Source organism: Streptomyces sp. NPDC054842 (genome assembly GCF_053611025.1).
This window is the reverse complement of record NZ_JBSGZN010000056.1, coordinates 1-21,660: the sequence shown is the minus strand read 5'-3', so window position 1 is coordinate 21,660 and position 21,660 is coordinate 1. Positions and strand designations below refer to the sequence as shown.

Below are 21,660 nucleotides of genomic sequence, written 5' to 3'. Positions count from 1 at the left end.
AGAATTCGCGACCCACATCTCGTAGCATCACTTACATGTTGAACCTGGAGCGCCTGCGCACCCTGGACGCCCTCGCCCGGCACGGTTCGGTCAGCGCCGCCGCCGAGGGGCTGCACGTCACGACCTCGGCGGTCTCCCAGCAGCTGTCCAAGCTGGAGCGCGAGGTGGGACAGCGGCTGCTCGCCAAGAACGGGCGCGGGGTGCGTCTCACGGACGCGGGACGGCTGCTCGCCGACCACGCCGCGCGCATCCTGTCCCAGGTCGAGCTGGCCCAGTCGGACCTGGAGGCGCAGCGCGGGCAGGTGGCCGGTGAACTGCGCCTGTCGGCCTTCCCGACCGCCGCGCGCGGGCTGTTCCCGGCCGCGCTGGCCGCCCTGCGTGCCGGACACCCCGGGCTCAGGGTGCGCTCGTGCGAGCTGGAGCCGGAGGCCGGCGTCGCGGGAGTCGTGCGCGGCGACCTCGACCTCGCGGTGGTCCTCGACTGGTACAACAAGCCGATGCCGCTGCCCGACGGCCTGGTCAAGGCGTCCGTGCTCGACGACCCGGCCGACGTGGCCATCCCGGCCGGGCACCGCTTCGCCGACCGCGCGGAGGTGGACCTCTGCGAGTTCGCCGACGACGAGTGGATCACCTGGGGCCAGGGCGAGTTCTGCCACGAGTGGCTGATGTTCACCCTGCGCTCCAAGGGCGTCGAGCCGCGCATCGGCCACCGCGCCGGGGAGACGCACACCCAGCTCGGCCTGGTCGCCGCGGGCCTCGGCGTCTGCATCGCGCCCCTGCTCGGCCGCCACCCGGTGCCGCGGGGCGTCGTCATGGTCCCGGTGAAGCAGCGGGTGCGGCGGCACGTGTACGTCGTCTGGCGGGCGGACGCCGACCGCCGCCCGTCGATCCGGGCGGCGGTGGAGGCGCTGCGGACGGCGGGCCGGGCCGTCGCCTCCTGAGCGGCCGCAGGCAGCCGCCGGTGGCCTAGGGCCTGTCGTCTGGATCATGCCGGCGTCGCGGGGTCTGGCACGCACATCTGCGGCGTTGTCGTCGGTCGCCGACTCCCCCACTCTCGGCTTCGCTCGAGCGGGGGGACCCCCATCGCGTCGACTCCCTCCTCCGCCTTGCAGCTGCACGCACCAGACCCCGCTCGGGTCGGCCAAGACGAACCGTCCGTCAAGGCCGGCCTGATCCAAACGACAGACCCTAGGGCTGCGCCAGCTTCCGGAAGTCCCAGGACGCGACCGCCTCGGGGGTCAGCCGCATCCACGCGTGCCGGCCGTCGTGCGGCAGCTCGTCGATGCCGAAGTTCTTCCGCGCGAACAGCCGCTCCACCGCGTCCAGTTCGGGACACGGCTCACCCGTGCGCGGCGCCTCGCCGACGAACTCGACGGTGCCGGACAGCTCGGCCCCGCGCAGTTCGCCGTACTCCTCACCGGCGTCCACGACCACCGCGAGCCGCGGGTCCCGGCGCAGATCGGCCCAGCGCCTGCTGCGGGTGAGCGAGTACAGCCAGAGGGAGGTGCCGTCCCAGACGAACCAGAGGGGGCTCACGTGCGGGGCGCCGTCGGCCGACACCGTGGCGACGCGGCAGGTGCGCCGGACGGCCAGGAACTCGTCCAGTTCCTCCGGTGTCATCATGATCCTCCGGCCCCGGCGCTGAGTGACGGCCATACGGTCCCCTCGTCTCGACGTCCGCGCCCGCCATGGTGGCTGACGGCGCGTCAGGAAAGCATGAGGCGTCTTCCGTCCGCACGCAATGGTCGTTAGTCTCGCCCGCTCCGGCCGTCCGTGACCAGGGGGAGCCATGCCGTCGTACGAACAGCTCAGCGAACTCCTCGATCCCGCCACCACCGTGCTGCTCACCGTCGAATGCCAGCAGGGCGTGGTGGGTCCGGACAGCGCGCTGCCCGAACTGGCCAAGGAGGCTCGCTCGTCGGGGGCGCTCGTGAACGTGGCACGACTGGTCGCCGCAGCGCACGGGAGCGGGGTGCAGGTGATCCACGCGCTCGCCGAACGCCGGCCCGACGGCCGGGGGGCCAACCGCAACGCCCGGCTGTTCCGGGCGGCCGAACGACTGCCCGTGCAGCAGCTCACCGGCACCACCGCCGTGCGCGTCGCGCCGCCCGTGGAGGTGGCCGAGGAGGACATCGTCGTACGACGGCTGCACGGCCTGTCGCCGCTGTCGGGCACCGACGTCGACCCGCTGCTGCGCAACCTCGGCTGCCGCACCCTGGTCGTCACGGGCGTCTCCGCCAACGTGGCGGTGCCCAACGCCGTGTTCGACGCCGTCAACCGCGGCTACACCGCCGTCGTGCCCGCGGACGCGATCGCGGGGGTGCCCGCCGACTACACGCCCGCCATGATCCGCCACACGCTCGCCCTGGTCGCCACGATCACCACCACCGACGACGTGCTCGCCTGCCTCGGAGCGCCGCGCCGCCGGCAGCGCGCCTGACCGGGGCGCGGCCCGCCCCCCGACGGGCCGCGCGCCCGGTCAGACGAGCCTGATCGAGTCCCCTTCCACGGAGATCCGGGCGGCGGGCAGCGGCTTGGTCGCGGGACCCTTCTCGACGCCGCCGTTGGCCGCGGAGAACCGGCTGCCGTGGCAGGGGCAGGCGATCAGGCCGTCCGAGACGTCCTTCACCGCGCACCCGGCGTGGGTGCACTTGGACGAGAACGCCTTGAACGTGCCGGCGACCGGCTGCGTCACCACCACGCCCTGGTCCGCGAAGACCTTGCCGCCGCCCTCCGGGATGTCGGCCGTCCTGGCCAGGACGGGCCCTGTGGCGGCGCCGCCGCCCGATCCGCCGTCCTGGCCGCCGGGCTTCACCTCGGAGGAGCCGGACGACGCGTCCTGCGACCCGCACGCGGTCAGCGCCACGGCGATCCCGGCCGCGCCGACCGCCGCCACGACGGTGCGGCGGGCCGGTCCCGTCACGGGGGCGGGCTCAAGCGATTCGCTGGTCATGCTGACGTTCCCTTCACCGGACACGGCTTCGTTCCACCCAGGGGTACGGGCCGCCGTCGCACCCTGTTCAGCCGGGCGCGTGCCGGAACCGGACGCGGACCCCGCCGCACCCCACGGGCTCGCCCGGCGTCCCGGACCACCCCAGTAGCCTGGGGCGATGCTCAAGGAAGTCATCGCGACCCGCTACATCACGCCCCTGCGTGAGGGCGGCTCGCTCCCGGGGCTCGTCGAGGCCGACGATCTCCGGACGTACGTCATGAAGTTCACCGGCGCCGGCCAGGGGCGCAAGACGCTCGTCGCGGAGGTCGTCTGCGGTGAACTCGCCCGCCGGCTCGGCCTGCGGGTGCCCGGCCTCGTCACCGTCGACCTCGACCCGGTGCTCGGCCTCGGCGAACCCGACCCCGAGGTGCAGGGGCTCCTCAAGTCCAGCGGCGGCCCCAACCTCGGCATGGACTTCCTGTCCCGCGCCCTCGGCTTCGACGCCCTGGCCTTCGAGGTGAGCCCCGGGGAGGCCGGCCGGATCGTCTGGTTCGACGCGCTGGTCAACAACGTCGACCGCTCCTGGCGCAACCCCAACCTGCTGGTCCGCGGGGGCGAGCTGTGGCTCATCGACCACGGCGCCACCATGATCTGGCACCACAACTGGCCCGGCGCCCAAGCCTCCGCGGCCAAGCCCTACGACGCCTCGGACCACGCCCTCGCCCCCTTCCGCCCGGACATCGCCTCCGCCGCGGCGGACCTCGCCCCCCTCGTCACCCAGGACCTGCTCGCCGAGGTGACCGCCGAGATCCCGGACGCCTGGCTGGCCGGGGAACCCGGTTTCGACTCGCCGGACGCCCTGCGCCGCGCCTACGCGGAGCCGCTGCTGGCCCGTGCCGCCGACATCCACGAACGCGTCAAGGGGGACAAGTGAGCGAGCGGGACGTCTTCGAGTACGCGCTGCTGCGCGTGGTGCCGCGCGTGGAGCGCGGCGAGTGCATCAACGCGGGCGTGCTGGTGTACTGCCGCGCCAGGTCCTTCGTCACCGTCCGCACCCATCTGGACGAGGCCAGGCTGCGCGCCCTCGACCCCGAGGCGGACGTGGCCGGTGTGCGGGCGGCGCTGCGTGCCGTCGAGGGGGTCTGCGCCGGCGGGACGTCCGCGGGCCAGGCGGCGCACGACGATGCCGGGCGCCGTTTCCGGTGGCTGATCGCGCCCCGCTCCACCGTCGTGCAGCCGGGCCCGGTGCACACCGGGCTGACCGCCGATCCGGGGGCCGAGGCGGACCGGTTGCTCACCCTGCTGGTGAGGTAATGGATCACATGCGGGCGGTGTGCCGTTGACACCGGGTGCCAGGGCTTCTAGCGTCACGTCTGCTGAGGGTACTAAGCGGTCGCTCACCGGACGGGCGTACCGTGTGAGCCGCAGGCTCCTCAGGACTCCCGAGGCCTCCGCAAGGGTGCCGAGGTTGCCGAGACAGGCATGACGACAGGCTTTTCCAAGGGCGAGGAGAACCAGCAATGTCCACCACTGAGCAGCGCGTCGCCGTGGTCACCGGTGCCGCGCGCGGCATCGGCGCCGCGACCGCCGTACGACTGGCGGCCGAGGGCCGTGCCGTCGCCGTGATCGACCTCGACGAAGCCGCGTGCAAGGACACCGTGGAGAAGATCACCGCCGCCGGTGGCAAGGCCATCGCCGTCGGCTGCGACGTCTCCGACGAGGCCCAGGTCGAGGCCGCCGTCGCGCGCATCGCCGCGGAGCTCGGGGCGCCGACGATCCTGGTGAACAACGCGGGCGTGCTCCGCGACAACCTGCTGTTCAAGATGGACGTGTCCGACTGGGACACCGTCATGAACGTGCACCTGCGCGGCGCCTTCCTGATGTCCAAGGCCTGCCAGAAGCACATGGTGGACGCCAAGTTCGGCCGCATCGTGAACCTGTCGTCCTCCTCCGCGCTCGGCAACCGCGGGCAGGTCAACTACTCGGCCGCCAAGGCCGGTCTGCAGGGCTTCACCAAGACCCTCGCCAAGGAGCTCGGCAAGTTCGGCGTCACCGCCAACGCCGTCGCCCCCGGCTTCATCGTCACCGAGATGACCGCGCAGACCGCCGCGCGCGTGGGCATGGACTTCGACGACTTCCAGGCCGCCGCCGCCACCCAGATCCCGGTGCAGCGCGTCGGCCGCCCGGACGACATCGCCAACGCGATCGCCTTCTTCACGGGCGAGGCGGCCGGGTTCGTCTCCGGCCAGGTCATGTACGTCGCCGGCGGACCCCTCAACTGAAGCCCGGAGACACGGACATGACCACACTTCCCGAACTCTCCGGCAAGGTCGCGCTCATCACCGGCGGCAGCCGCGGCATCGGCTACGGCGTCGCCGAGGCCCTGATCGCGCGCGGCGACCGCGTGTGCATCACGGGCCGCAACGAGGACTCCCTCAAGGAGGCCGTCGAGGCGCTCGGCTCCGACCGCGCCATCGGCGTGGCCGGCAAGGCCCACGACGAGGCGCACCAGGCCGCCGCCGTCGAACGCACCATGGAGGCCTTCGGCCGCGTCGACTACCTCGTCAACAACGCCGGTACGAACCCCGTGTTCGGGCCGATCGCCGAGTTGGACCTGAACGTGGCGCGGAAGGTCTTCGAGACCAACGTCGTCTCCGCCCTCGGCTTCGCCCAGCAGACCTGGAAGGCCTGGCAGAGCGAGAACGGCGGCGCGATCGTCAACATCGCCTCCGTCGCGGGCCTCGCCCCCTCGCCGTTCATCGGCGCGTACGGCATCAGCAAGGCCGCCATGATCAACCTGACCGTGCAGCTCGCGCACGAGTTCGCGCCGAAGGTCCGGGTCAACGCCATCGCCCCGGCCGTCGTCAAGACCAAGTTCGCCCAGGCGCTGTACGAGGGCCGCGAGGCGGAGGCGGCCGCCGCCTACCCGCTCGGACGGCTCGGCGTCCCCTCCGACATCGGCGGCGCCACCGCCTTCCTCACCTCGTCGCAGTCGGACTGGGTGACCGGCCAGACCCTCGTGGTGGACGGCGGTATCTTCCTCAACGCCGGAGTCGCCTGACGGCTCACTCGACGCGGGCGCACTGGACAGAACCAGCGCCCGCGTCGACCTCCGCACCCCGCTCAGCCGGATGACAACGTAGTCACATACGTGCTGATCAAGAGCCCCGCCGCAACCCGGTTCCATCGGCGTGGCTCTGCGGTATCGTCTGCCGACCCTTGGTACGGCAGATCGAGGAGCGTGCGCGTGTTCAACCGGAACCGATTGCTGCGTGAGCTGGCGGCGGTCACGTCCATATCCCTGGTGGCCGGGTGCGGCGTCCTGTCCTCGGACTCGTCCGGCGACCAGGGGCCGATCGTCGTCGGTACCACCAGCGCCCCGAGCACGCTCGACCCCGCCGCCTCCTGGGACGGTTCGTGGGAGCTGTTCCGCAACATCTACCAGACCCTGCTGAGCTACCCCTCGGGAGCGACCGCGCCCGAGCCCGACGCCGCCGAGAGCTGCCGATTCACCGACGACGCCAAACGCGTGTACCGGTGCGTGCTGCGCAAGGACATGAAGTTCTCCGACGGCGACAAGCTCGACGCGCAGGCGGTGAAGTACTCGATCGACCGGATCCGCAAGATCAACGTGCGCGGCGGCCCGGCCGGACTGCTCGGCAGCCTGGAGCGCATCCAGGTACTCAGCGACCGCGAGATCGTCTTCCACCTCAACAAGCCGGACGCCACCTTCCCGTTCGTCCTCGCCACGCCCGCCATGTCGATCGTCGACCCCGACGACTACCCGGCCGACTCGCTCCGCAAGGACGGCAAGGTCTTCGGGTCCGGGCCCTACAGCCTGCGGTCCTACGAGGAGGGCAAGGAGGCCGAGCTGGTCAGGAACGACCACTACGACGGCTTCGCCGAGCGCAAGAACGACGCGGTCACCATCCGCTACTACCAGGACTCCGCCCAGATGGTCGCCGCCCTCCGGGCCGAGAAGATCGACGTCACCTACCGCGGCCTCGCCGCCGAGGACGTCGTCGGCCTCCAGCGGCAGCGGGCCAAGGAGGAGGGCCTCCAGCTGGTGGAGGGCTCGGGAACCGAGATCAGCTACCTGGTCTTCAACCCCAAGGACCCCTGGGCCAAGAAGCCCGCGGTCCGCAAGGCCGTCGCGCAGATCGTCGACCGGGCCGCCATCGCGCACAAGGTCTACAAGGACACCGTCGATCCGCTGTACTCCATGGTCCCCAGGGGCCTGGTCGGGCACACCACGGCCTTCTTCGACGACTTCGGGGACCCCAGCTCCTCCAAGGCCCGCAAGATCCTCGTGGACGCCGGCATCACCGAGCGCGTGCCGCTCACCCTCTGGTACACGACCGACCGCTACGGATCCGAGACGGCACCCGAGTTCCAGGAGCTGAAGAACCAGCTCAACGCCTCAGGCCTCTTCGACGTCACCGTCAAGGGCCGCCCCTGGAAGACGTACGAGGCGGGCTACCGCAAGGGTGAGTACCCCGCGTTCGGACGCGGCTGGTTCCCCGACTTCCCGGACGCCGAGAACTTCATCGCCCCCTTCGTCGGCGAACAGAACGCGCTCGGCACGCCCTACGCGTCGCCCAAGATCACCGGGGTGCTGCTGCCCGAGTCCCGCCGGGAGAGCGACCGCGGGGCCGTGGTCAAGCAGTTCGAGGAGGCGCAGCAGATTCTGGTGGACGACGCGCGGCTGCTGCCCCTGTGGCAGGGCAAGCAGTACGTGGCCGCGAGCGAGGAGATCGCCGGCGGTGAGCGGGCGCTCGACCCGTCGACCATCATGACGATGTGGGAGCTGCACCGGAAGACCAGCTGGTGACGCGTCGGGGGCGCGGGCCGGTTGTCAGTGGTCGCCTGTAGGTTCTGAGACCTGGAAGTGACCGCACATCGGAGGAAGTTGACGTGACCGACATCGCCATGCTGCCCGAGTCCTGGCGCGACGTCCTGGGCGAGCAGCTGCAGCAGCCCTACTTCAAGGAGCTCACCGAGTTCGTTGAGGAGGAGCGCGACCGGGGTCCCGTCTACCCTCCGCGCGAGGAGGTCTTCGCCGCGCTCGACGCGACGCCGTACGAGCGGGTGAAGGTGCTCATCCTGGGCCAGGACCCCTACCACGGCGAGGGCCAGGGCCACGGCCTGTGCTTCTCCGTCCGCCCCGGCGTGCGCACCCCGCCCTCGCTCCGCAACATCTACAAGGAGATGAGGGAGGAGCTGGGCACGCCGGTCCCGGACAACGGCTATCTCATGCCGTGGGCCGAGCAGGGCGTGCTGCTGCTCAACGCGGTGCTCACCGTGCGTGCCGGAGAGGCCAACTCGCACAAGGGCAAGGGCTGGGAGAAGTTCACGGACGCCGTGATCCGCGCCGTGGCCGAGCGTCCCGACCCCGCCGTCTTCGTGCTCTGGGGCAACTACGCGCAGAAGAAGCTGCCCCTGATCGACGAGGAGCGGCACATCGTGGTGAAGGGCGCCCACCCGTCGCCGCTGTCCGCGAAGAAGTTCTTCGGCTCGCGTCCGTTCACGCAGATCAACGCCGCGGTCGCCGCCCAGGGCCACGAGCCGATCGACTGGCGCATCCCCGACCTCGGCTGACGGGGATCCCCGACCTCGGCTGACGGGGGGCGCGCCGGTCGCGCCGGCACGAGCGGTTCCCCGGGCGTCACCGTCGCTGACCGGGTCCGTACGGAGCCGCCTGACCGTGAATGCCGGTGCCTGCGGTTAGCGTCGTGGACGACGGGCGACGAGCTTGGAGGACGCGGTGGCGGAGCAGCAGGAGCAGGCGGCGCCGGACGCCATGATGACCAGGATCGGCCAGGCCGTCATGCTGCATCACGGCGGCGACCGCGAGGAGGCCCGGGGGCGCTTCCTGGACCTGTGGGCGGAGATCGGCGAGGACGGCGACCCGCTCCACCGCTGCACGCTGGCGCACTACATGGCGGACACCCAGGACGACCCCGCGGACGAACTGGCCTGGGACCTCCGGGCGTTGTCGGCGGCCGAGGAGCTCACCGACGGCCGGATCGCCGAGCACCACGAGTCGCTCGCGGTGCGGGCCCTCCGCCCATCGCTGCACCTGAATCTGGCCGCCGACTACGTGAAGCTCGGCCGCTCCGGGCCCGCGCGCGGCCATCTGCGCCGGGCCCGGAGCGCGGCCGAGGTGCTCGGGGACGACCCGTACGGCGACGGGGTGCGGGCGGCGATCGCCCGCCTGGAACTGAGGCTGGGCGAGGAGGGGGAACCGGAGGGCCACCCGGACTCCCCTCCGGACCCCGGCCCCTCCGGGCCCGCCTTCCCGCGTGAGCCCGGTCCCTCACAGGGCTCCGGCCGGCCCCCCGGCACCGGGGCCGCTCCGGGGACCGGCCCTTCCGGCGGTGGCGCGGGGGAGACCTTGGGACCTCCCCGGCGGGAACGGCCGTAGCGCGGAGTCCGCGGCGCCGGGAGCGGGTGGCCCGCTGGATGTGGACGGGTGTCCCGCAGCCACGGCCTGCCCTGGCCCCAGGCTCTGGTGCGTCGGCGATCCACGGGACGGCTCGCCCGCGCGCGGACCCGGTGAGCAGGGGTTCGGCGCGCTCGGTGGCCTCTCGACGGCGGGGCGCGGTGGCGCCCGCCTTCGTCAACGGCCGTACGCTCCCTTGCAGATGACCGCTTGCGGACTGTCCGGTGCCCAGCCGCCGTACGTCCTGCCCAGCGCGCACACGTCGGCGTTCTTCCCGCCGCCGCGAGGAGCGGGCGGGACGGCGGCCCGGGCCTCGGGCCGGTGACGTCGCGGCGCCGGGGCCTCGTGCCGGGGACGCGGAGGTGCGGGCGGCGGTGCCACGGGTGCCGGCGGCGCGGCCGGCCGGTGCGGTGCGGGTGCGGGTGCGGGGTGCCGGGACGGGCCGACGCGTTCCAGCGCCTCCCGGGCCGGAGCCTGCACGACACGTGGATCCGCGCTGCCGTCGGGACGGGGCGCCACCGGTAGGGACGGCGAGGGCGGCGGGCCGGGCGCGGGCGACCGCGGGACCGTCATACAGCCGGCGAGGGCCGAGACGGCCACGGTGACCAGGAGCGTTGCGGTGGTCGTCGTTCGATGCACCCGCGCAACTCTGCTGCGTGCGGACCCGCTTGGGGAGCGGACGGGCGGAGGATGCCCCGCACGGGTGAACGACCGGCCGCCGGGAGGGCAGTCATCCGGTGCGGCACGCTCCGGCTCGACGACCCTCTCCAGGACAGGCAGGCGTGCGGTGTCAGTCGCCGGTGGTGCCGTCGAGGCGTTCCCGGATCAGGTCCGCGTGCCCGTTGTGACGCGCGTACTCCTCGATCATGTGGAGGTAGATCCAGCGCAGGGTGATCGGGGCCTCGGTCAGCCTGCTCCTGCCCTTCGAGACGTCGTCGAGTCCGAGGAGGGCCGCGTTGCGTCCGGCGATGACGATCTCCTCCTGCCAGGTCGCGTGGGCCTCTTCCCAGGTGTCGGCCTCGGTGAGGTGGAACTCGCCGTCGGGGTCCTCGTCGCTGAAGTAGATCGGCCCCGGGTCGTCGGCCACCAGCACCTTGCGGAACCAGATGCGCTCCACCTCCGCCATGTGCCGGACGAGACCGAGCAGGGAGAGGTCGGAGGGGGCCGCCGACGCGGTCCTGAGCTGCGTGTCGCTCAGCCCCTCGCACTTCGCCGCGAGGGTCCGGCGGTGGTACTCCAGCCAGCCTTCGAGCATGGACCGCTCGTCGCCGTCGGTCGCGGGCACGGTGCGCTCGATCGTCATACGGCCATCTTCCCGGACCCCGGACGGAGAGGGCACGCCCTTTTCTCGTGCGCGCCCGGCATCCCACGCCGTGGCCCACGGCGGGACGGCTCAGGCGTCCAGCATCCCGCGCAGCAACTCCCGCAGGCTCGCGCGCAGTTCGTCCTCGGTCGGCACCGACGCGTGGAAGGCGCCCGCCACGCACGAGAACATCAGCCCGTCGCACCAGGCCGCGAGGGACAGCACGTGCCGGGCCGGGTCCGCTGAGCCGGCGTCGGTGACCAGCGCTCTCAGCGGGTCGCGGAAGCGCTGCCCGGCGGCGTCGAAGAACGTCCGCAGCTCGGGGCGCCGGGTGGCCTCCAGCGCCAGCTCGTAGCGGGCGATCAGCAGGTGGTGGTGACGGGTCAGGTACCGGTGCAGGGTGCGGGCCAGTCCGTCGGCGAGGGCGTCCGGACCGCCGCGGGGGTCGGGCAGGTCCTCGGGCCCGAGGACCTGAGCCTCGCGCTCCGCCAGCCTCCGGACGGCGCTCTCCAGCAGGGCCAGCCGGGTGCGGGCGTGGTTCGACGTCGAGCCCTGGGGGAGCCGGGCCGCCTCGTCGACGGCGCGGTGGGTGAGTCCCCGCATGCCGCGCTCGGCGAGGAGCCGGAGCGCGGTGTCGGCGACGAGGTCGGCGCGGGCGGGGCCGGTGCTGCGTACGGACATGGGGTCCAACCTACCCGGCTCACTACATCTGTAGTATCGTCGAGCCGCCCGGTCACTACAGGCGTAGTGACCGGGGGAGTGGCCGGAGTGGTCGAGTCCCGAGGGGTGATGCCCGCGGGGAGTCGAGGAGGAGACATGGCACGGTCCACGCACGCCGTCGTGGTCGGAGGCGGAATCGGGGGTCTCGCCGCCGCGGTGGCCCTGCACCGGCGCGGATGGCGGGTCACCGTGCTCGAACGGGCCGCCTCACTGGCCCCCGTCGGCGCCGGCATCACGCTCGCGCCCAACGCCCTGCGCGCCCTCGACGTGATCGGACTCGGCGAGGAGATCCGCGATCTCGCCGCCTGGCAGGGTGACGGAGGGCTGCGTACGCCCGGTGGCCGCTGGATCTCACGGGTCGACGCCACCGCCCTGGCCGAGCGCTTCGGCGGCCCCCTCGTGGTGCTGCACCGCGCGACCCTCATCACGAGCCTCGCCGCCCGTCTCCCCGAGGGCAGCATCCGGACCGCGTCCGGGGCGACCCTGCTCGACCCCGGCGACAGCGCCGGCGGCCCGGCCCGCATCGGCACCCCGGACGGCGAGCTGGAGGCCGGTCTCGTCGTCGGGGCCGACGGCATCAACTCCGCCGTACGCGGCGCCCTGTTCCCCGGACACCCCGGCCCCGTCTACGCGGGGTTCACCAGCTGGCGCCTGCTCATCCCGGTGCCGGGCCTGCGCTTCGCCTCCCACGAGACCTGGGGCCTTGGGCAGTTGTGGGGCACGCATCCGCTGAAGGACGGCCGGGTCTACGCGTACGCCGCCGCCCTGGCCCCGGCGGGACAGCGCGCCCCCGACGACGAGAAGGCCGGACTCCTGCGCCGGTACCGCGACTGGCACGACCCGATCCCCGCCGTCCTGGACGCCGCGAGCCCCGCCGACGTCCTGCGGCACGACGTCCACCACATCGCCGAGCCCCTGCCCGCCTTCCACCGCGGCCGGGTCGCCCTGCTCGGGGACGCCGCGCACGCGATGCCGCCCACCCTCGGCCAGGGCGGCAACCAGGCCGTCGAGGACGCCGTCGTGCTCGCCCACCACGTCGGAGCGCCCGGCACCGGCTCCGGACGCGAGCTGCCCGGCCTCGCCGCGTACAGCGCGGACCGCGGACCCCGTACGACCGCCATCGCCCGCCAGGCCGTCCGCGTCGCCCGGCTGAACATGACGCGCAACCGCGTCGGCGCCGCCCTCCGAGACACCGCCGTCAGCGCCCTGTCGAAGGCCGCACCCGCGTTCTTCCTGCGCGGCTTCGACGGCATCGCCGACTGGCGGCCGCCGGGGCCGCCGTATGCTTCCGACGACGTGAGGAGCCCCGAACGGACTCCCCGAAACCCCGCACACCCGTCGAGGAGACTCCCGTGAAGGTCGGCTGCATCGGACTCGGTGACATCGCGCGCAAGGCGTATCTGCCGGTGCTGTCCACCCTGCCGGGGATCGAACTGCACCTGCAGACCCGGACGCCCGCGACGCTCGCCGAGATCGGGGACAGCCTCCACCTGCCGCCCGCGCAGCGCCACACCGACCTCTCCGCACTGCTGGCCCAGGACCTCGACGCGGCCTTCGTGCACGCGGCCACCGTCGCCCACCCCGAGATCGTCACCCGGCTCCTGGAGGCGGGAGTGCCGACGTACGTCGACAAGCCCCTCGCCTACGAACTCGCCGACTCCGAGCGCCTGGTACGGCTCGCCGAGGAGCGGGGTGTGAGTCTCGCGGTGGGCTTCAACCGGCGCCACGCCCCCGGGTACACGCAGTGCGCCGACCACCCGCGCGAGCTGATCCTGATGCAGAAGAACCGCGTGGGACTGCCCGAGGAACCGCGCACCATGATCCTCGACGACTTCATCCACGTGGTCGACACGCTGCGGTTCCTGGTCCCGGGCCCGGTCGACGACATCACGGTGAGGTCCCGCACCGAGGACGGGCTGCTGCACCACGTCGTGCTCCAGCTCGCCGGCGAGGGCTTCACGGCGCTCGGCGTCATGAACCGGCTCAGCGGCTCCACCGAGGAGATCCTGGAGGTCTCGGGCCAGGACACCAAGCGGCAGGTGATCAACCTCGCCGACGTGATCGACCACAAGGGCCAGCCGACGGTGCGGCGGCGCGGCGACTGGGTACCGGTGGCCCGGCAGCGCGGCATCGAGCAGGTGGTGCTGGCCTTCCTCGACGCCGTACGGGCGGGGAAGGTGCTCAGCGCCCGGGACGCGCTGGCGACCCATGAACTGTGCGAGCGGGTGGTACGAGCGGTGCAGGAGCCGTCCGCCTGAGCCGCGGCGACCGTACGCACTCGGTGGCGCCGAGCGCGGCCAGCACCAGCAGCGCCGCGTGCACGGGCCAGTCACCGAAGCGGACGTACGGCGTGACACCCCGGGCCGTCGGCACGTCGTACACCGCCGCTCCGCCGGCGCCGGTGCCGAGCCGCGAACCGATCGCCTCACCGCTCGGACCGTAGACGGCGGACACCCCGGTCAGTGTCGCGTGCAGCATGGGACGGCCGGTCTCGGCGGCCCGCAGCGCGGCGAGCGAGGCGTGCTGGGCGGGCGCCCAGCTGTGCTGGAACGTCGACGTCGACGACTGCGCGACGAGCACCTCCGCACCGTCCTCGGCGAGACGGCGGCTCATGTCGGGGAACGCCGACTCGAAGCAGACCATCGGGCCGACGCGCAGCCCGTGCCCGACGTCCATCACCACCTGCTCGCGGCCGTTGTGGCGGTCCTCGCCGGCCGCCTTGCCGACGGAGGTGGCCCAGCCGAGCAGGGACCGCGCCGGTATGTACTCGCCGAAGGGCACCAGGCGCATCTTGTCGTAGCGGTCGCCCGTGGGTCCCCCGGGGCCGACGAGGACCGAACTCTTGTATATGCCGGGGCGGTCGGAGCGCCGGGCGTCCACGTTCACCAGGATGTCGGCGCCGGTGAGCCGGGACAGCGCGGCGATGCGGTCGGCCACGTCGGGCCGGTCGGCCAGGTCGAAGCCGACGCTGCTCTCGCCCCAGACGATCAAGTCCGGGTGCCTCTCGGCGAGTTGCCGGGTCAGGTCCTCCTCGCGGGCGAAGCGCCTCTCGATACTGCCGTCGCCGTCGACGACGCCCGGCTGCACGACGGCGATCCGGACCCCGCCGTCCATGTCGGGGCGCGGCGACCACACCCAGGCCGCGGAGGTCGCGGCGGCCGTGGCCACCAGCCCGGCCAGCGCCGGAACCCGCGACTCGCGCACCGAGACCAGCACGGCCACCGCGACGTTGACCGCCACCACCAGGAAGCTCAGCAGCCACACCCCGCCCACCGAGGCCAGCCGCAGCGCCGGTTCCACCTGCCACTGGCTCGAACCGAGCAGACCCCACGGTCCGCCCAACCCCTGCCAGGAGCGGACCAGTTCGACCATCAGCCAGCCCGACGGCAGCACCACGAGCGCGCCCGCCACCCGGCCGCGCGCGGGTACTCCGGACAGGAACCGCCGCACCAGCCAGCCCCACGGAGCCCACAGCGCGCCCAGCAGTGCCGCTATCACGATCGTGAAGACGTGCAGGCTCGGCAGCAGCCAGTGGTGCACGGCCACCATGAAGCCGAGTCCGCCCAGCCAGCCGTCGTACGCCGCACGGCGGCCGGTCGGCGCCGAGCGGATCAGCAGGATCCAGGGCACCAGGGCGACATACGCGAACCACCACAGCGAGGGCGCCGGGAACGCGAACACGGGCAGCGCGCCCGCCGCGAGCGCGGCGGCGCCCCGCCACCAGCGGGAGCCGAGCCGATCGTCGCCCCTGCTCATACGGCGTCTCCTCCCGGTAGGTGCCCTCCCAGTCTGCCCGCCGGAATGGATCTCAGACAGTGGGGAGGACGGGGCCGCGGTGCCGGAGGATCACACCGGCCGGTCGGGCGGGCCCCGGCGTCCGAGGGCCCGCCGCCGTTCCTGTCCTCATGCCTGGCGGGCCCCGGATGTCGTGGGTGACGGCGGGGCCGAGACATCGAGGTGCGAGCCGTGCGGAGACGCTCGCCAAGCTCCCGATGTCCGGACCCGGCAGTGGTGTTCGCCGGCCCGGACCGGCGGAGGTGCTCGCCGGCCCGGACCGGTGGCGGCCGACCGGTCAGTGACCGTGCAGCGGGGCGGACGGTGGGGCCTCGTCGGCGGGCCGGGCGGTGAGCGTGCGCCACTTCTCCTGAACGACCACCTCGCGCAGACGCCAGCCCTCGGTCGTCCGCAGCAACCCGAAGGCGTAGCGGCCGCCGCAGACGAAGTCCGGTGCCGTGGACGCCGGGGAGGCGGCGGCGCCGTCACCGGGCCCCGCGAACCTCATGGGGTTGACGTAGTCGGCCCGCACCCGGGCCGTGTCGCCGGTGTCGCCTTCCAGCAGACCGAACCGCACCCGCCGGTTGACGATCAGGTGCTGCCGTATGGCGAACAGCCCGAGGCTCCGCGTGAGCCAGCCGGCGATCTGCTCGGCGTCCCCCTCGACGCCCCCGGCCGAGCGGTAGTCGGCGCGGCCGTCGGGTGCGAACAGACCCCGGTACGCCTCCCAGTCGCCGTCGTCCACCGCCACGGCGTAGTCGGTGATCAGTTCGTCCACGGCAAGCCGGTCCATCACGGTCGCGAGCTCCACACGCTGCGTCATCGGCTCAGTGTTGGCCACCGAAGGGGATCAGCCAAGAGGCGTGCGGCGATATTCGCTGGCCCTGGCGGGCATCCGCGGCGGACCCTGTTCCCGTGAACGATCAACACGCGCCCCGGAGGGGGCTACACCGATCTCGAATCCTCAGAGCTGGTTGTCCGCCTGCTCTCGTTTGATGAACCGGTCACGGTCAAAGGCTTGTTCTCAGGCGAGGGAGCAGCAGACGAGGTGGGCCAGAACCCTCTCGGAGACGAGATCGACGGCTACGAGCTGACGTCGTCGGCAGCGGGCTGGGCAGGCCGAGGGCTCTACGTGCGGCAGGGGGCTGTCATCGTGAAGGTCGAGTACGCCTGGACCAAGGGCAGTGAGGTACCCGACCGGCTGATGGACAGCACCAGGATGGTCGTCGAGCGGGTGCGACAGGCCCAGAGGGGAGACAACCCAACCGCTTCCATGAGGTAGCCCGAGAAGGACCGCCGCCGACCGTGCGTGGCAAGGAACCCTCCAAAACTGCGTGTACCCCCTCATTCAGCGCAGCAGCTCCGGACCGGATGGGCTCTACTCCACGTCGATACCGAAATCCTGAACGAGTGCCTCCAGGCCGCCCGTGTAGCCCTTGCCGCCCAGCACGAAGTCCCAGTCTCCGTTTGGCCTTCGACGGAAGGAGCCGAGGACAAGGGCGGTTTCGCGCGGCTGGCCGTCGGAGACGTCAAGTTGCCCCATCTCGATGAGCCCTGGGTCGCGTAGGCGGATGCAGGCGTCCGTGAAGCCGGAGAGGTCGGCGTCCGGGTTGACCTCCGGGTCGATGGCGGCCACGAGTACGAACCGGTCAGCCTCCTCGGGCAACCCGTCGAACGAGACGCAGATCGCGGCCTTGTCGGGTGCTGTCGGGGGAAGGGTGCGCACTGAGCCGTCCGGCGTCTGCGGGTTGTTGTAGAAGACGAAGTGGTCGTCACTGAGGACCCGGTTGCCACGGCAGACGAGAGCACACACGTCCAAGGCGACACTTCCGGTCCACGACATACCCAAGACGTTGTAGTCGTCGGGCAGCCGAGTGTTCGGCCTCGAGGGCGTCCCCTGTGCTGTGTCCTGCTGATCACGCTCCCCCAGTCGCCCACGCAGCCCATGGCGATGCAACAGATCGACGAGTTCAGCGCCGGATATGAGTTCCAACGGCTTGCCGTTGGCGAAGGTGTGTGAGCCGGGCCCGAATCCCGACGTCGTCACGAGGACACCCTTGTTGGCGCCGGCGTCCTGAACGGTCCCGTACAAGTCCCGCACAGCGGTGGGCGGCACCGTGTTGCGGTATCGCTTCACCTGCACCACGATCTTGCCGCCTCGGATCGGCGTCGGATCCAGCGCGTCGACGTCCACACCGCCGTCGTTGGACCGCTGGGTGGTCACCGCCTGCATCCCCATGGCACGGAAAAGATCGGCAACGAGATTCTCGAAGGCGATCGGATCCATGGCGAACAGGTCTGGCTCCTCATCACTGCCGTGGGAGACAACGCGGTTTCCGACCTCTTGTGGTCGCCTGCTCGGCCGCACTGGCGTGAGCTGGTCCGGTCGCGCCGAGACCTGCCCGCGCAGTGCATCGGCCAGACAACTACCTGCGTCGACCTGCGCCAGGTGCAAGTCATGGAACGACGAGCGCGAGGCCATGACGGTTGCGAGGAAAATATGCCCCGGCCGGCCCGTCGTAGGGTCATGCCCATCGACGAACCCGTTCAAGGCCACTGACTCAAGCGCACCCGACTCATCTGCACCGAACAGCTCGTGCAGAACAAGAAGCATGCACTGGGCCAACACCTCCCCATACAGAGCCCGGCGCTGGCCTATCGGGCGAGGAGTCTCCTTGTCCTGGTCGACCCCGGACATATACCGAACGGCTTTGACCTCCGGCACGATGCTGTAAGCGGGCAACTCCCAGTCCAGCACCAACTGCCGTGCTGCCGGGTCGTAGGCAGCTGCCACCTGCCGCGGAAAACCTTCCGGCCATGCCGTCGAGGCGTAGAGGGCGGCAGTGAAGTACTCGATCACGGAATCGGGATCCTGGCGCCCTACGCCGTCGGTCATCGCACCGATGCCGGCATTGTGCAGCCGCACCTCTGCCAGCTGGGCATCAACCCATTGCCGGTACTCGCGCTGATACGAAGCCAGTTGTTGCTGCCGCTGAGCCTCCGCCGCCTGGGCAGCCTGCCAATCACGCTCGAAGCGCGCTCGTGCTTCCGCCTGCGCCTGGGCCCTGCGACTCGCCGTCCAGCCGCTCTGTGTCTGGTAATGACTGAAATCCGGCATGGGCACCGGCTGTGCCAACGGCCCTGGAGCGAAGGGCTGGACGTCCTCAGGTCGCATGAGAGAGGCAGCCCTGAAAGCTGGAGCCCGGCAGCCCGAGGCGAGTAGACCTTGCAACGACGCGACCTGAGCGTTCAACTCTTCCGTGCGTCGTAGAGCCTCTGCCTGTCGGTACTCACGATGACTCTGGGCGGCTCGCCGCTGATAGGCCCGCGCTTGCTGTTCCTGCTGCCTACGGTGTCTGGCTTCAGCTTCCATCTGACGTTGTTGCTGCCGCTGCATTTCAGCCCAGACGCCGACAGAACCAGTAGAACGACGACTCATGTGCTGCAGGCCCTCCCCAGGACGGGGGCAGCCGAATGGCACTTGGTTGTCCCCGCAACCAACTGTAACGAGACGACTCTATCCAGCAATCGCCATCTCGCATATCCACTCGTCAAAGATGGCCCGCTCCCGCTGTTCTCGCAGGTCAACGTGACTGGAGGCCAACCAGAACCGCCGTTGGGGCGCTGGGCCCAAGCCGGCACTTTCCCTCGCGCCTGTCCCGATGTGTGCACCCGCGGCAGAAAGGCCCGTGAATGCGGCTTGACCTGGATCAAACCGTCGTTCCTTTGGCCACGGAAGGGGATCAGCCAAGAGGCGTGCGGCGATATTCGCTGGCCCTGGCGGGCATCCGCGGCGGACCCTGTTCCCGTGAACGATCAACACGCTTCCACCCCACCCAAGTTCGAAGTCCGTGCCCGGCACACTCCGTCCACCGTCACCGTCTACCAGGCCTACCGCCCCGGGATCGGCGGACCGGCCGCCCGGGCGGGACGGTTCCCGTCGACGTGGAAGCGCGACCGGATGACCTGGATCAAACCGTCGTTCCTCTGGATGATGTACCGCTGCGGCTGGGGCGCGAAGGAGGGCCAGGAGACCGTGCTGGCCGTCGAGATCGACCGTGCCGGCTTCGAGTGGGCGCTGCGCAACGCCTGCCTCTCGCATTACGTTCCCGCGCTGCACGAGGACCAGCAGGCGTGGAAGCGGCAGTTGCGGCAGGCCCCGGCGCGGGTGCAGTGGGACCCGGAGCGGGATCTGCGGCTGGCTCCGCTGCCGTACCGCTCCCTCCAGTTGGGGCTGGCGGGCGAGGCGGCGGCGCGGTACGCGGACGAATGGATCGTGGGCATCGAGGACGTGACACCGCTCGCTCACGAGGTCCACGCGCACGTGCGGGCCGGTGAACTCGACCTGGCCGCGGCGCTGTTGCCCGAGGAGCGGCCCTACCCCCTCGACGAGCCGGTCCTCGCGCATCTGCGGGCGTAGGGGAGTCCTGGGCCGGCGAGACCTTGTAGGTGAAATCCCCGGTGCGGGCCGGGGCGGCCGGAAGTCGCATGTGCAGGGAAGCGTGGCTTGCGGATGGGCCCGAGGTGGCGGGAGCCGCAGGTTCGGGCAGCCCGGCTCGCGGGTGCGCCGGGTGTCCGGCAGCCTCGGGTTCAGGCAGGTGTGGGTTACGGGCCGGGCGTGGCCGGGAGTCGCAGGTCTGAGTGAGGCGTGGCTGCCCGGAGGGCTATGCGCCTCGTGGTCAGGCGGCCTCGATGACCTCTCCGCGGATCGCGGCGGCCCACTTCACGACGAGCAGCTCGTACTCCGCACGCTCCTGCGCCGACAGCGAGCCGCCCGTACGCATCCAGAGCGCACGAATCTGCTCATTTAACGCGGCCGCAGACCGCACGGAACCAGGGGGCACGGAATCTGGGGACATGCGGAACAGCCTAGGCGCAAGGACTGACACTGCGCTACCGGACGGCTACGCACGCCGTATGTGGTTGCTCACGGTGGATCCTGGTGGAACGTGTCGATCGCGCTGCGGCGCAGCGTCCCTCGCCTGCCGGCTCCGGTGAGGCGCCGGTTCGGAGGGCGGTCCTCGTACCGCCGCCCTCCGGCGCAGGGGCCTCGGGCGCGGGCCCCGGTCAGCCCGCGGACTCCGCCGCGTGCGGGCTCAGCGCCCCCGTGGCCACCAGCGCGATGATGACGATGCCGAGCGCGATCCGGTACCAGACGAACGGCATGAAGCTCTTGGTGGAGATGAACTTCATGAACCAGGCGATGACGGCGTAGCCCACCACGAACGCGATGACCGTGGCGAAGATCGTCGGTCCCCACGACACGTGGCCGCCCTCGCTGGCGTCCTTCAGCTCGAACGCGCCGGAGGCGAGGACGGCGGGGACGGCGAGGAGGAAGGAGTACCGGGCCGCGGCCTCACGGGTGTAGCCCATGAGCAGGCCGCCGCTGATGGTGGCGCCGGACCGGGAGACGCCGGGGATCAGGGCCATCGCCTGGCAGACGCCGTAGATCAGGCCGTCCTTGACGCTCAGCTCCTGGAGCGACTTGCGCTCCTTCGCGGCGCGGTGCCGGCCGCCCGTCTCGTCGCGCGCGGCCAGCCGGTCGGCGACACCGAGGACGACGCCCATGACGATCAGCATCGTCGCCGTCAGCCGCAGGTCCCGGAAGGGCCCCTCGATCTGGTCCTTGAGTGTCACGCCGAGCACGCCGATCGGGATCGAGCCGACGATCACGAGCCAGCCCATCTTGGCGTCCTGGTCGTGCCGCATCGCCTTGTTCGTGAGCGAGCGGAACCACGCCGAGACGATCCTCGCGATGTCCTTCCGGAAGTAGATCAGCACCGCGGCCTCCGTGCCGATCTGGGTGATCGCCGTGAAGGCCGCTCCCGGGTCGTGCCAGCCCGCGAACGCCGCGGTGAGGCGCAGGTGCGCGCTGGACGAGACGGGAAGGAATTCGGTCAGCCCCTGGACGAGTCCGAGGACGAGGGATTCAAACCAAGACATGGAATTTCGTGGTCCAAGTGCTGATCGTGGAAGGGGTGATGGGACGTCGCCGCGCGCACCGGCCGTCAAGGCACGGTGATCACGGGTGTTGAGGGGCAGCGTAGCGTCCCGCGCCGACAGCCCGACCACAGGGTCTTCGCACGACGTTCGAAACACCGGCGCCTCGGGCAGGGGTTCCCCTGGCTCCGGCCCGCCGCCCGGCCGCCGCCTGCGGTCCGGCGCGGAGAAGAGGCGCAGCGGTCCGCCGGTCCCGGCGGCCCGGTGACCGGCGGAGGTGAGGCGGGGGCTGCTCGGGATCGTTCGCGGACGGGCTGTTCGAGGGAGGCGGTGTTCCGACGCCAGGCTGCCGGACCCCGGACCCCGGACCCTGGCCCCCGGACCCCGGACCCTGGCCCCCGGGTACCCGTTACCCGGCTCCGGCCGGACCGAGTTGGCGGTGCGTCAGGAATCCTGCGCCGCCAGCCGCCAGCCGCCAGCCGCCAGCCGCCAGCCGCCAGCCGCCACCGCCAGGCAGAGCAGCACCACCCACACGCTGGAGAACCAGCC

The 21,660-nt window shown here is 71.6% G+C and carries 21 protein-coding genes and 1 pseudogene; 13 read left to right on the top strand and 9 right to left on the bottom strand.

Features of this window, described 5'->3' with window-relative positions; translation table 11 throughout:
• Positions 1-35 precede the first annotated feature (35 nt).
• Positions 36-941 (top strand): LysR family transcriptional regulator, encoded by a 906-nt coding sequence (locus ACWGIS_RS31390; RefSeq protein WP_453365874.1) that lies wholly within the window; start codon positions 36-38, stop codon positions 939-941.
• Positions 942-1,188: 247 nt separating this feature from the next.
• Here ACWGIS_RS31390 and ACWGIS_RS31385 read toward each other — a convergent pair whose 3' ends face one another.
• Entirely contained in the window at positions 1,189-1,656 is a 468-nt protein-coding gene (locus ACWGIS_RS31385; protein ID WP_453365873.1) for a pyridoxamine 5'-phosphate oxidase family protein, read from the bottom strand.
• Between the two features lie 133 nt (positions 1,657-1,789).
• On the opposite strand from ACWGIS_RS31385, the gene ACWGIS_RS31380 reads away from it, so the two are divergent.
• On the top strand, positions 1,790-2,440 hold the full coding sequence (locus tag ACWGIS_RS31380; RefSeq protein ID WP_453365872.1) for a cysteine hydrolase: 651 nt from the start codon (positions 1,790-1,792) through the stop codon (positions 2,438-2,440).
• 39 nt (positions 2,441-2,479) lie between these two features.
• Here ACWGIS_RS31380 and ACWGIS_RS31375 read toward each other — a convergent pair whose 3' ends face one another.
• A complete protein-coding gene (locus ACWGIS_RS31375; RefSeq protein ID WP_453365871.1) occupies positions 2,480-2,953 on the bottom strand; it encodes a Rieske (2Fe-2S) protein in 474 nt (157 codons plus the stop codon).
• Between the two features lie 157 nt (positions 2,954-3,110).
• Between ACWGIS_RS31375 and ACWGIS_RS31370 the strand changes: the two genes are divergently transcribed.
• The 7 genes and pseudogenes from ACWGIS_RS31370 to ACWGIS_RS31340 form a co-directional block, all read left to right on the top strand.
• On the top strand, positions 3,111-3,866 hold the full coding sequence (locus tag ACWGIS_RS31370; RefSeq protein WP_453365870.1) for a HipA family kinase: 756 nt from the start codon (positions 3,111-3,113) through the stop codon (positions 3,864-3,866).
• Positions 3,863-4,246, top strand: coding sequence for a DUF3037 domain-containing protein (locus ACWGIS_RS31365; RefSeq protein WP_453365869.1), 384 nt, complete (start codon positions 3,863-3,865; stop codon positions 4,244-4,246). The genes ACWGIS_RS31370 and ACWGIS_RS31365 overlap by 4 nt, the downstream gene beginning before the upstream one ends.
• Before the next feature lie 206 nt (positions 4,247-4,452).
• Positions 4,453-5,214 (top strand): 3-oxoacyl-ACP reductase FabG, encoded by a 762-nt coding sequence (fabG, locus tag ACWGIS_RS31360; RefSeq protein WP_453365868.1) that lies wholly within the window; start codon positions 4,453-4,455, stop codon positions 5,212-5,214.
• 17 nt (positions 5,215-5,231) lie between these two features.
• Positions 5,232-5,993 (top strand): SDR family oxidoreductase, encoded by a 762-nt coding sequence (locus ACWGIS_RS31355; protein ID WP_453365867.1) that lies wholly within the window; start codon positions 5,232-5,234, stop codon positions 5,991-5,993.
• 180 nt (positions 5,994-6,173) lie between these two features.
• Complete coding sequence (locus tag ACWGIS_RS31350; RefSeq protein ID WP_453365866.1) at positions 6,174-7,763, top strand: ABC transporter substrate-binding protein; 1,590 nt, start codon at positions 6,174-6,176, stop codon at positions 7,761-7,763.
• A gap of 83 nt (positions 7,764-7,846) precedes the next feature.
• The gene (gene ung, locus ACWGIS_RS31345) at positions 7,847-8,530 is read left to right on the top strand and encodes a uracil-DNA glycosylase (RefSeq protein ID WP_453365865.1); all 684 of its coding nucleotides are present in this window, start codon (positions 7,847-7,849) and stop codon (positions 8,528-8,530) included.
• Between the two features lie 166 nt (positions 8,531-8,696).
• A pseudogene (locus ACWGIS_RS31340) lies at positions 8,697-9,215 on the top strand (hypothetical protein); the annotation flags it as partial.
• Positions 9,216-10,164: 949 nt separating this feature from the next.
• Here ACWGIS_RS31340 and ACWGIS_RS31335 read toward each other — a convergent pair.
• Complete coding sequence (locus tag ACWGIS_RS31335) at positions 10,165-10,677, bottom strand: DinB family protein (RefSeq protein ID WP_453365864.1); 513 nt, start codon at positions 10,675-10,677, stop codon at positions 10,165-10,167.
• Between the two features lie 90 nt (positions 10,678-10,767).
• Positions 10,768-11,358, bottom strand: coding sequence for a TetR/AcrR family transcriptional regulator (locus tag ACWGIS_RS31330; RefSeq protein ID WP_453365863.1), 591 nt, complete (start codon positions 11,356-11,358; stop codon positions 10,768-10,770).
• A gap of 135 nt (positions 11,359-11,493) precedes the next feature.
• On the opposite strand from ACWGIS_RS31330, the gene ACWGIS_RS31325 reads away from it, so the two are divergent.
• Positions 11,494-12,753 carry an FAD-dependent monooxygenase gene (locus ACWGIS_RS31325; RefSeq protein WP_453365862.1) on the top strand — a complete coding sequence of 420 codons (1,260 nt, stop codon included), beginning with the start codon at positions 11,494-11,496 and terminating at the stop codon, positions 12,751-12,753.
• A complete protein-coding gene (locus ACWGIS_RS31320) occupies positions 12,750-13,655 on the top strand; it encodes a Gfo/Idh/MocA family protein (protein ID WP_453365861.1) in 906 nt (301 codons plus the stop codon). The genes ACWGIS_RS31325 and ACWGIS_RS31320 overlap by 4 nt, the downstream gene beginning before the upstream one ends.
• On the opposite strand, the gene lnt is transcribed toward ACWGIS_RS31320, so the two are convergent.
• Together lnt and ACWGIS_RS31310 are read right to left on the bottom strand one after the other, a co-directional pair.
• Entirely contained in the window at positions 13,579-15,153 is a 1,575-nt protein-coding gene (lnt, locus tag ACWGIS_RS31315) for an apolipoprotein N-acyltransferase (protein ID WP_453365860.1), read from the bottom strand. The genes ACWGIS_RS31320 and lnt overlap by 77 nt on opposite strands.
• 316 nt (positions 15,154-15,469) lie before the next feature.
• Positions 15,470-15,994 carry a nuclear transport factor 2 family protein gene (locus ACWGIS_RS31310; RefSeq protein ID WP_453365859.1) on the bottom strand — a complete coding sequence of 175 codons (525 nt, stop codon included), beginning with the start codon at positions 15,992-15,994 and terminating at the stop codon, positions 15,470-15,472.
• A gap of 195 nt (positions 15,995-16,189) precedes the next feature.
• On the opposite strand from ACWGIS_RS31310, the gene ACWGIS_RS31305 reads away from it, so the two are divergent.
• On the top strand, positions 16,190-16,453 hold the full coding sequence (locus ACWGIS_RS31305; protein ID WP_453365858.1) for a hypothetical protein: 264 nt from the start codon (positions 16,190-16,192) through the stop codon (positions 16,451-16,453).
• Between the two features lie 96 nt (positions 16,454-16,549).
• On the opposite strand, the gene ACWGIS_RS31300 is transcribed toward ACWGIS_RS31305, so the two are convergent.
• On the bottom strand, positions 16,550-18,610 hold the full coding sequence (locus tag ACWGIS_RS31300; protein WP_453365857.1) for a restriction endonuclease: 2,061 nt from the start codon (positions 18,608-18,610) through the stop codon (positions 16,550-16,552).
• A gap of 369 nt (positions 18,611-18,979) precedes the next feature.
• On the opposite strand from ACWGIS_RS31300, the gene ACWGIS_RS31295 reads away from it, so the two are divergent.
• Positions 18,980-19,591: a DUF4291 domain-containing protein gene (locus tag ACWGIS_RS31295; RefSeq protein WP_453365856.1), complete on the top strand. Its 612-nt coding sequence runs from the start codon at positions 18,980-18,982 to the stop codon at positions 19,589-19,591.
• 259 nt (positions 19,592-19,850) lie between these two features.
• On the opposite strand, the gene ACWGIS_RS31290 is transcribed toward ACWGIS_RS31295, so the two are convergent.
• Together ACWGIS_RS31290 and ACWGIS_RS31285 are read right to left on the bottom strand one after the other, a co-directional pair.
• The gene (locus tag ACWGIS_RS31290; protein ID WP_453365855.1) at positions 19,851-20,030 is read right to left on the bottom strand and encodes a hypothetical protein; all 180 of its coding nucleotides are present in this window, start codon (positions 20,028-20,030) and stop codon (positions 19,851-19,853) included.
• A 208-nt stretch (positions 20,031-20,238) separates the two neighbouring features.
• Positions 20,239-21,114: an undecaprenyl-diphosphate phosphatase gene (locus ACWGIS_RS31285; protein ID WP_453365854.1), complete on the bottom strand. Its 876-nt coding sequence runs from the start codon at positions 21,112-21,114 to the stop codon at positions 20,239-20,241.
• Positions 21,115-21,660 lie beyond the last annotated feature (546 nt).

Excerpts from the sequence above, each read along its gene's own strand:
- ACWGIS_RS31390 (WP_453365874.1), top strand. The coding sequence starts at position 36 with ATGTTGAACCTGGAGCGCCTGCGCACCCTGGACGCCCTCGCCCGGCAC.
- ACWGIS_RS31385 (WP_453365873.1), bottom strand. The coding sequence starts at position 1,656 with ATGGCCGTCACTCAGCGCCGGGGCCGGAGGATCATGATGACACCGGAG.
- ACWGIS_RS31380 (WP_453365872.1), top strand. The coding sequence starts at position 1,790 with ATGCCGTCGTACGAACAGCTCAGCGAACTCCTCGATCCCGCCACCACC.
- ACWGIS_RS31375 (WP_453365871.1), bottom strand. The coding sequence starts at position 2,953 with ATGACCAGCGAATCGCTTGAGCCCGCCCCCGTGACGGGACCGGCCCGC.
- ACWGIS_RS31370 (WP_453365870.1), top strand. The coding sequence starts at position 3,111 with ATGCTCAAGGAAGTCATCGCGACCCGCTACATCACGCCCCTGCGTGAG.
- fabG (WP_453365868.1), top strand. The coding sequence starts at position 4,453 with ATGTCCACCACTGAGCAGCGCGTCGCCGTGGTCACCGGTGCCGCGCGC.
- ACWGIS_RS31355 (WP_453365867.1), top strand. The coding sequence starts at position 5,232 with ATGACCACACTTCCCGAACTCTCCGGCAAGGTCGCGCTCATCACCGGC.
- ACWGIS_RS31335 (WP_453365864.1), bottom strand. The coding sequence starts at position 10,677 with ATGACGATCGAGCGCACCGTGCCCGCGACCGACGGCGACGAGCGGTCC.
- ACWGIS_RS31330 (WP_453365863.1), bottom strand. The coding sequence starts at position 11,358 with ATGTCCGTACGCAGCACCGGCCCCGCCCGCGCCGACCTCGTCGCCGAC.
- ACWGIS_RS31325 (WP_453365862.1), top strand. The coding sequence starts at position 11,494 with ATGGCACGGTCCACGCACGCCGTCGTGGTCGGAGGCGGAATCGGGGGT.
- lnt (WP_453365860.1), bottom strand. The coding sequence starts at position 15,153 with ATGAGCAGGGGCGACGATCGGCTCGGCTCCCGCTGGTGGCGGGGCGCC.
- ACWGIS_RS31310 (WP_453365859.1), bottom strand. The coding sequence starts at position 15,994 with ATGACGCAGCGTGTGGAGCTCGCGACCGTGATGGACCGGCTTGCCGTG.
- ACWGIS_RS31300 (WP_453365857.1), bottom strand. The coding sequence starts at position 18,610 with ATGAGTCGTCGTTCTACTGGTTCTGTCGGCGTCTGGGCTGAAATGCAG.
- ACWGIS_RS31290 (WP_453365855.1), bottom strand. The coding sequence starts at position 20,030 with ATGTCCCCAGATTCCGTGCCCCCTGGTTCCGTGCGGTCTGCGGCCGCG.
- ACWGIS_RS31285 (WP_453365854.1), bottom strand. The coding sequence starts at position 21,114 with ATGTCTTGGTTTGAATCCCTCGTCCTCGGACTCGTCCAGGGGCTGACC.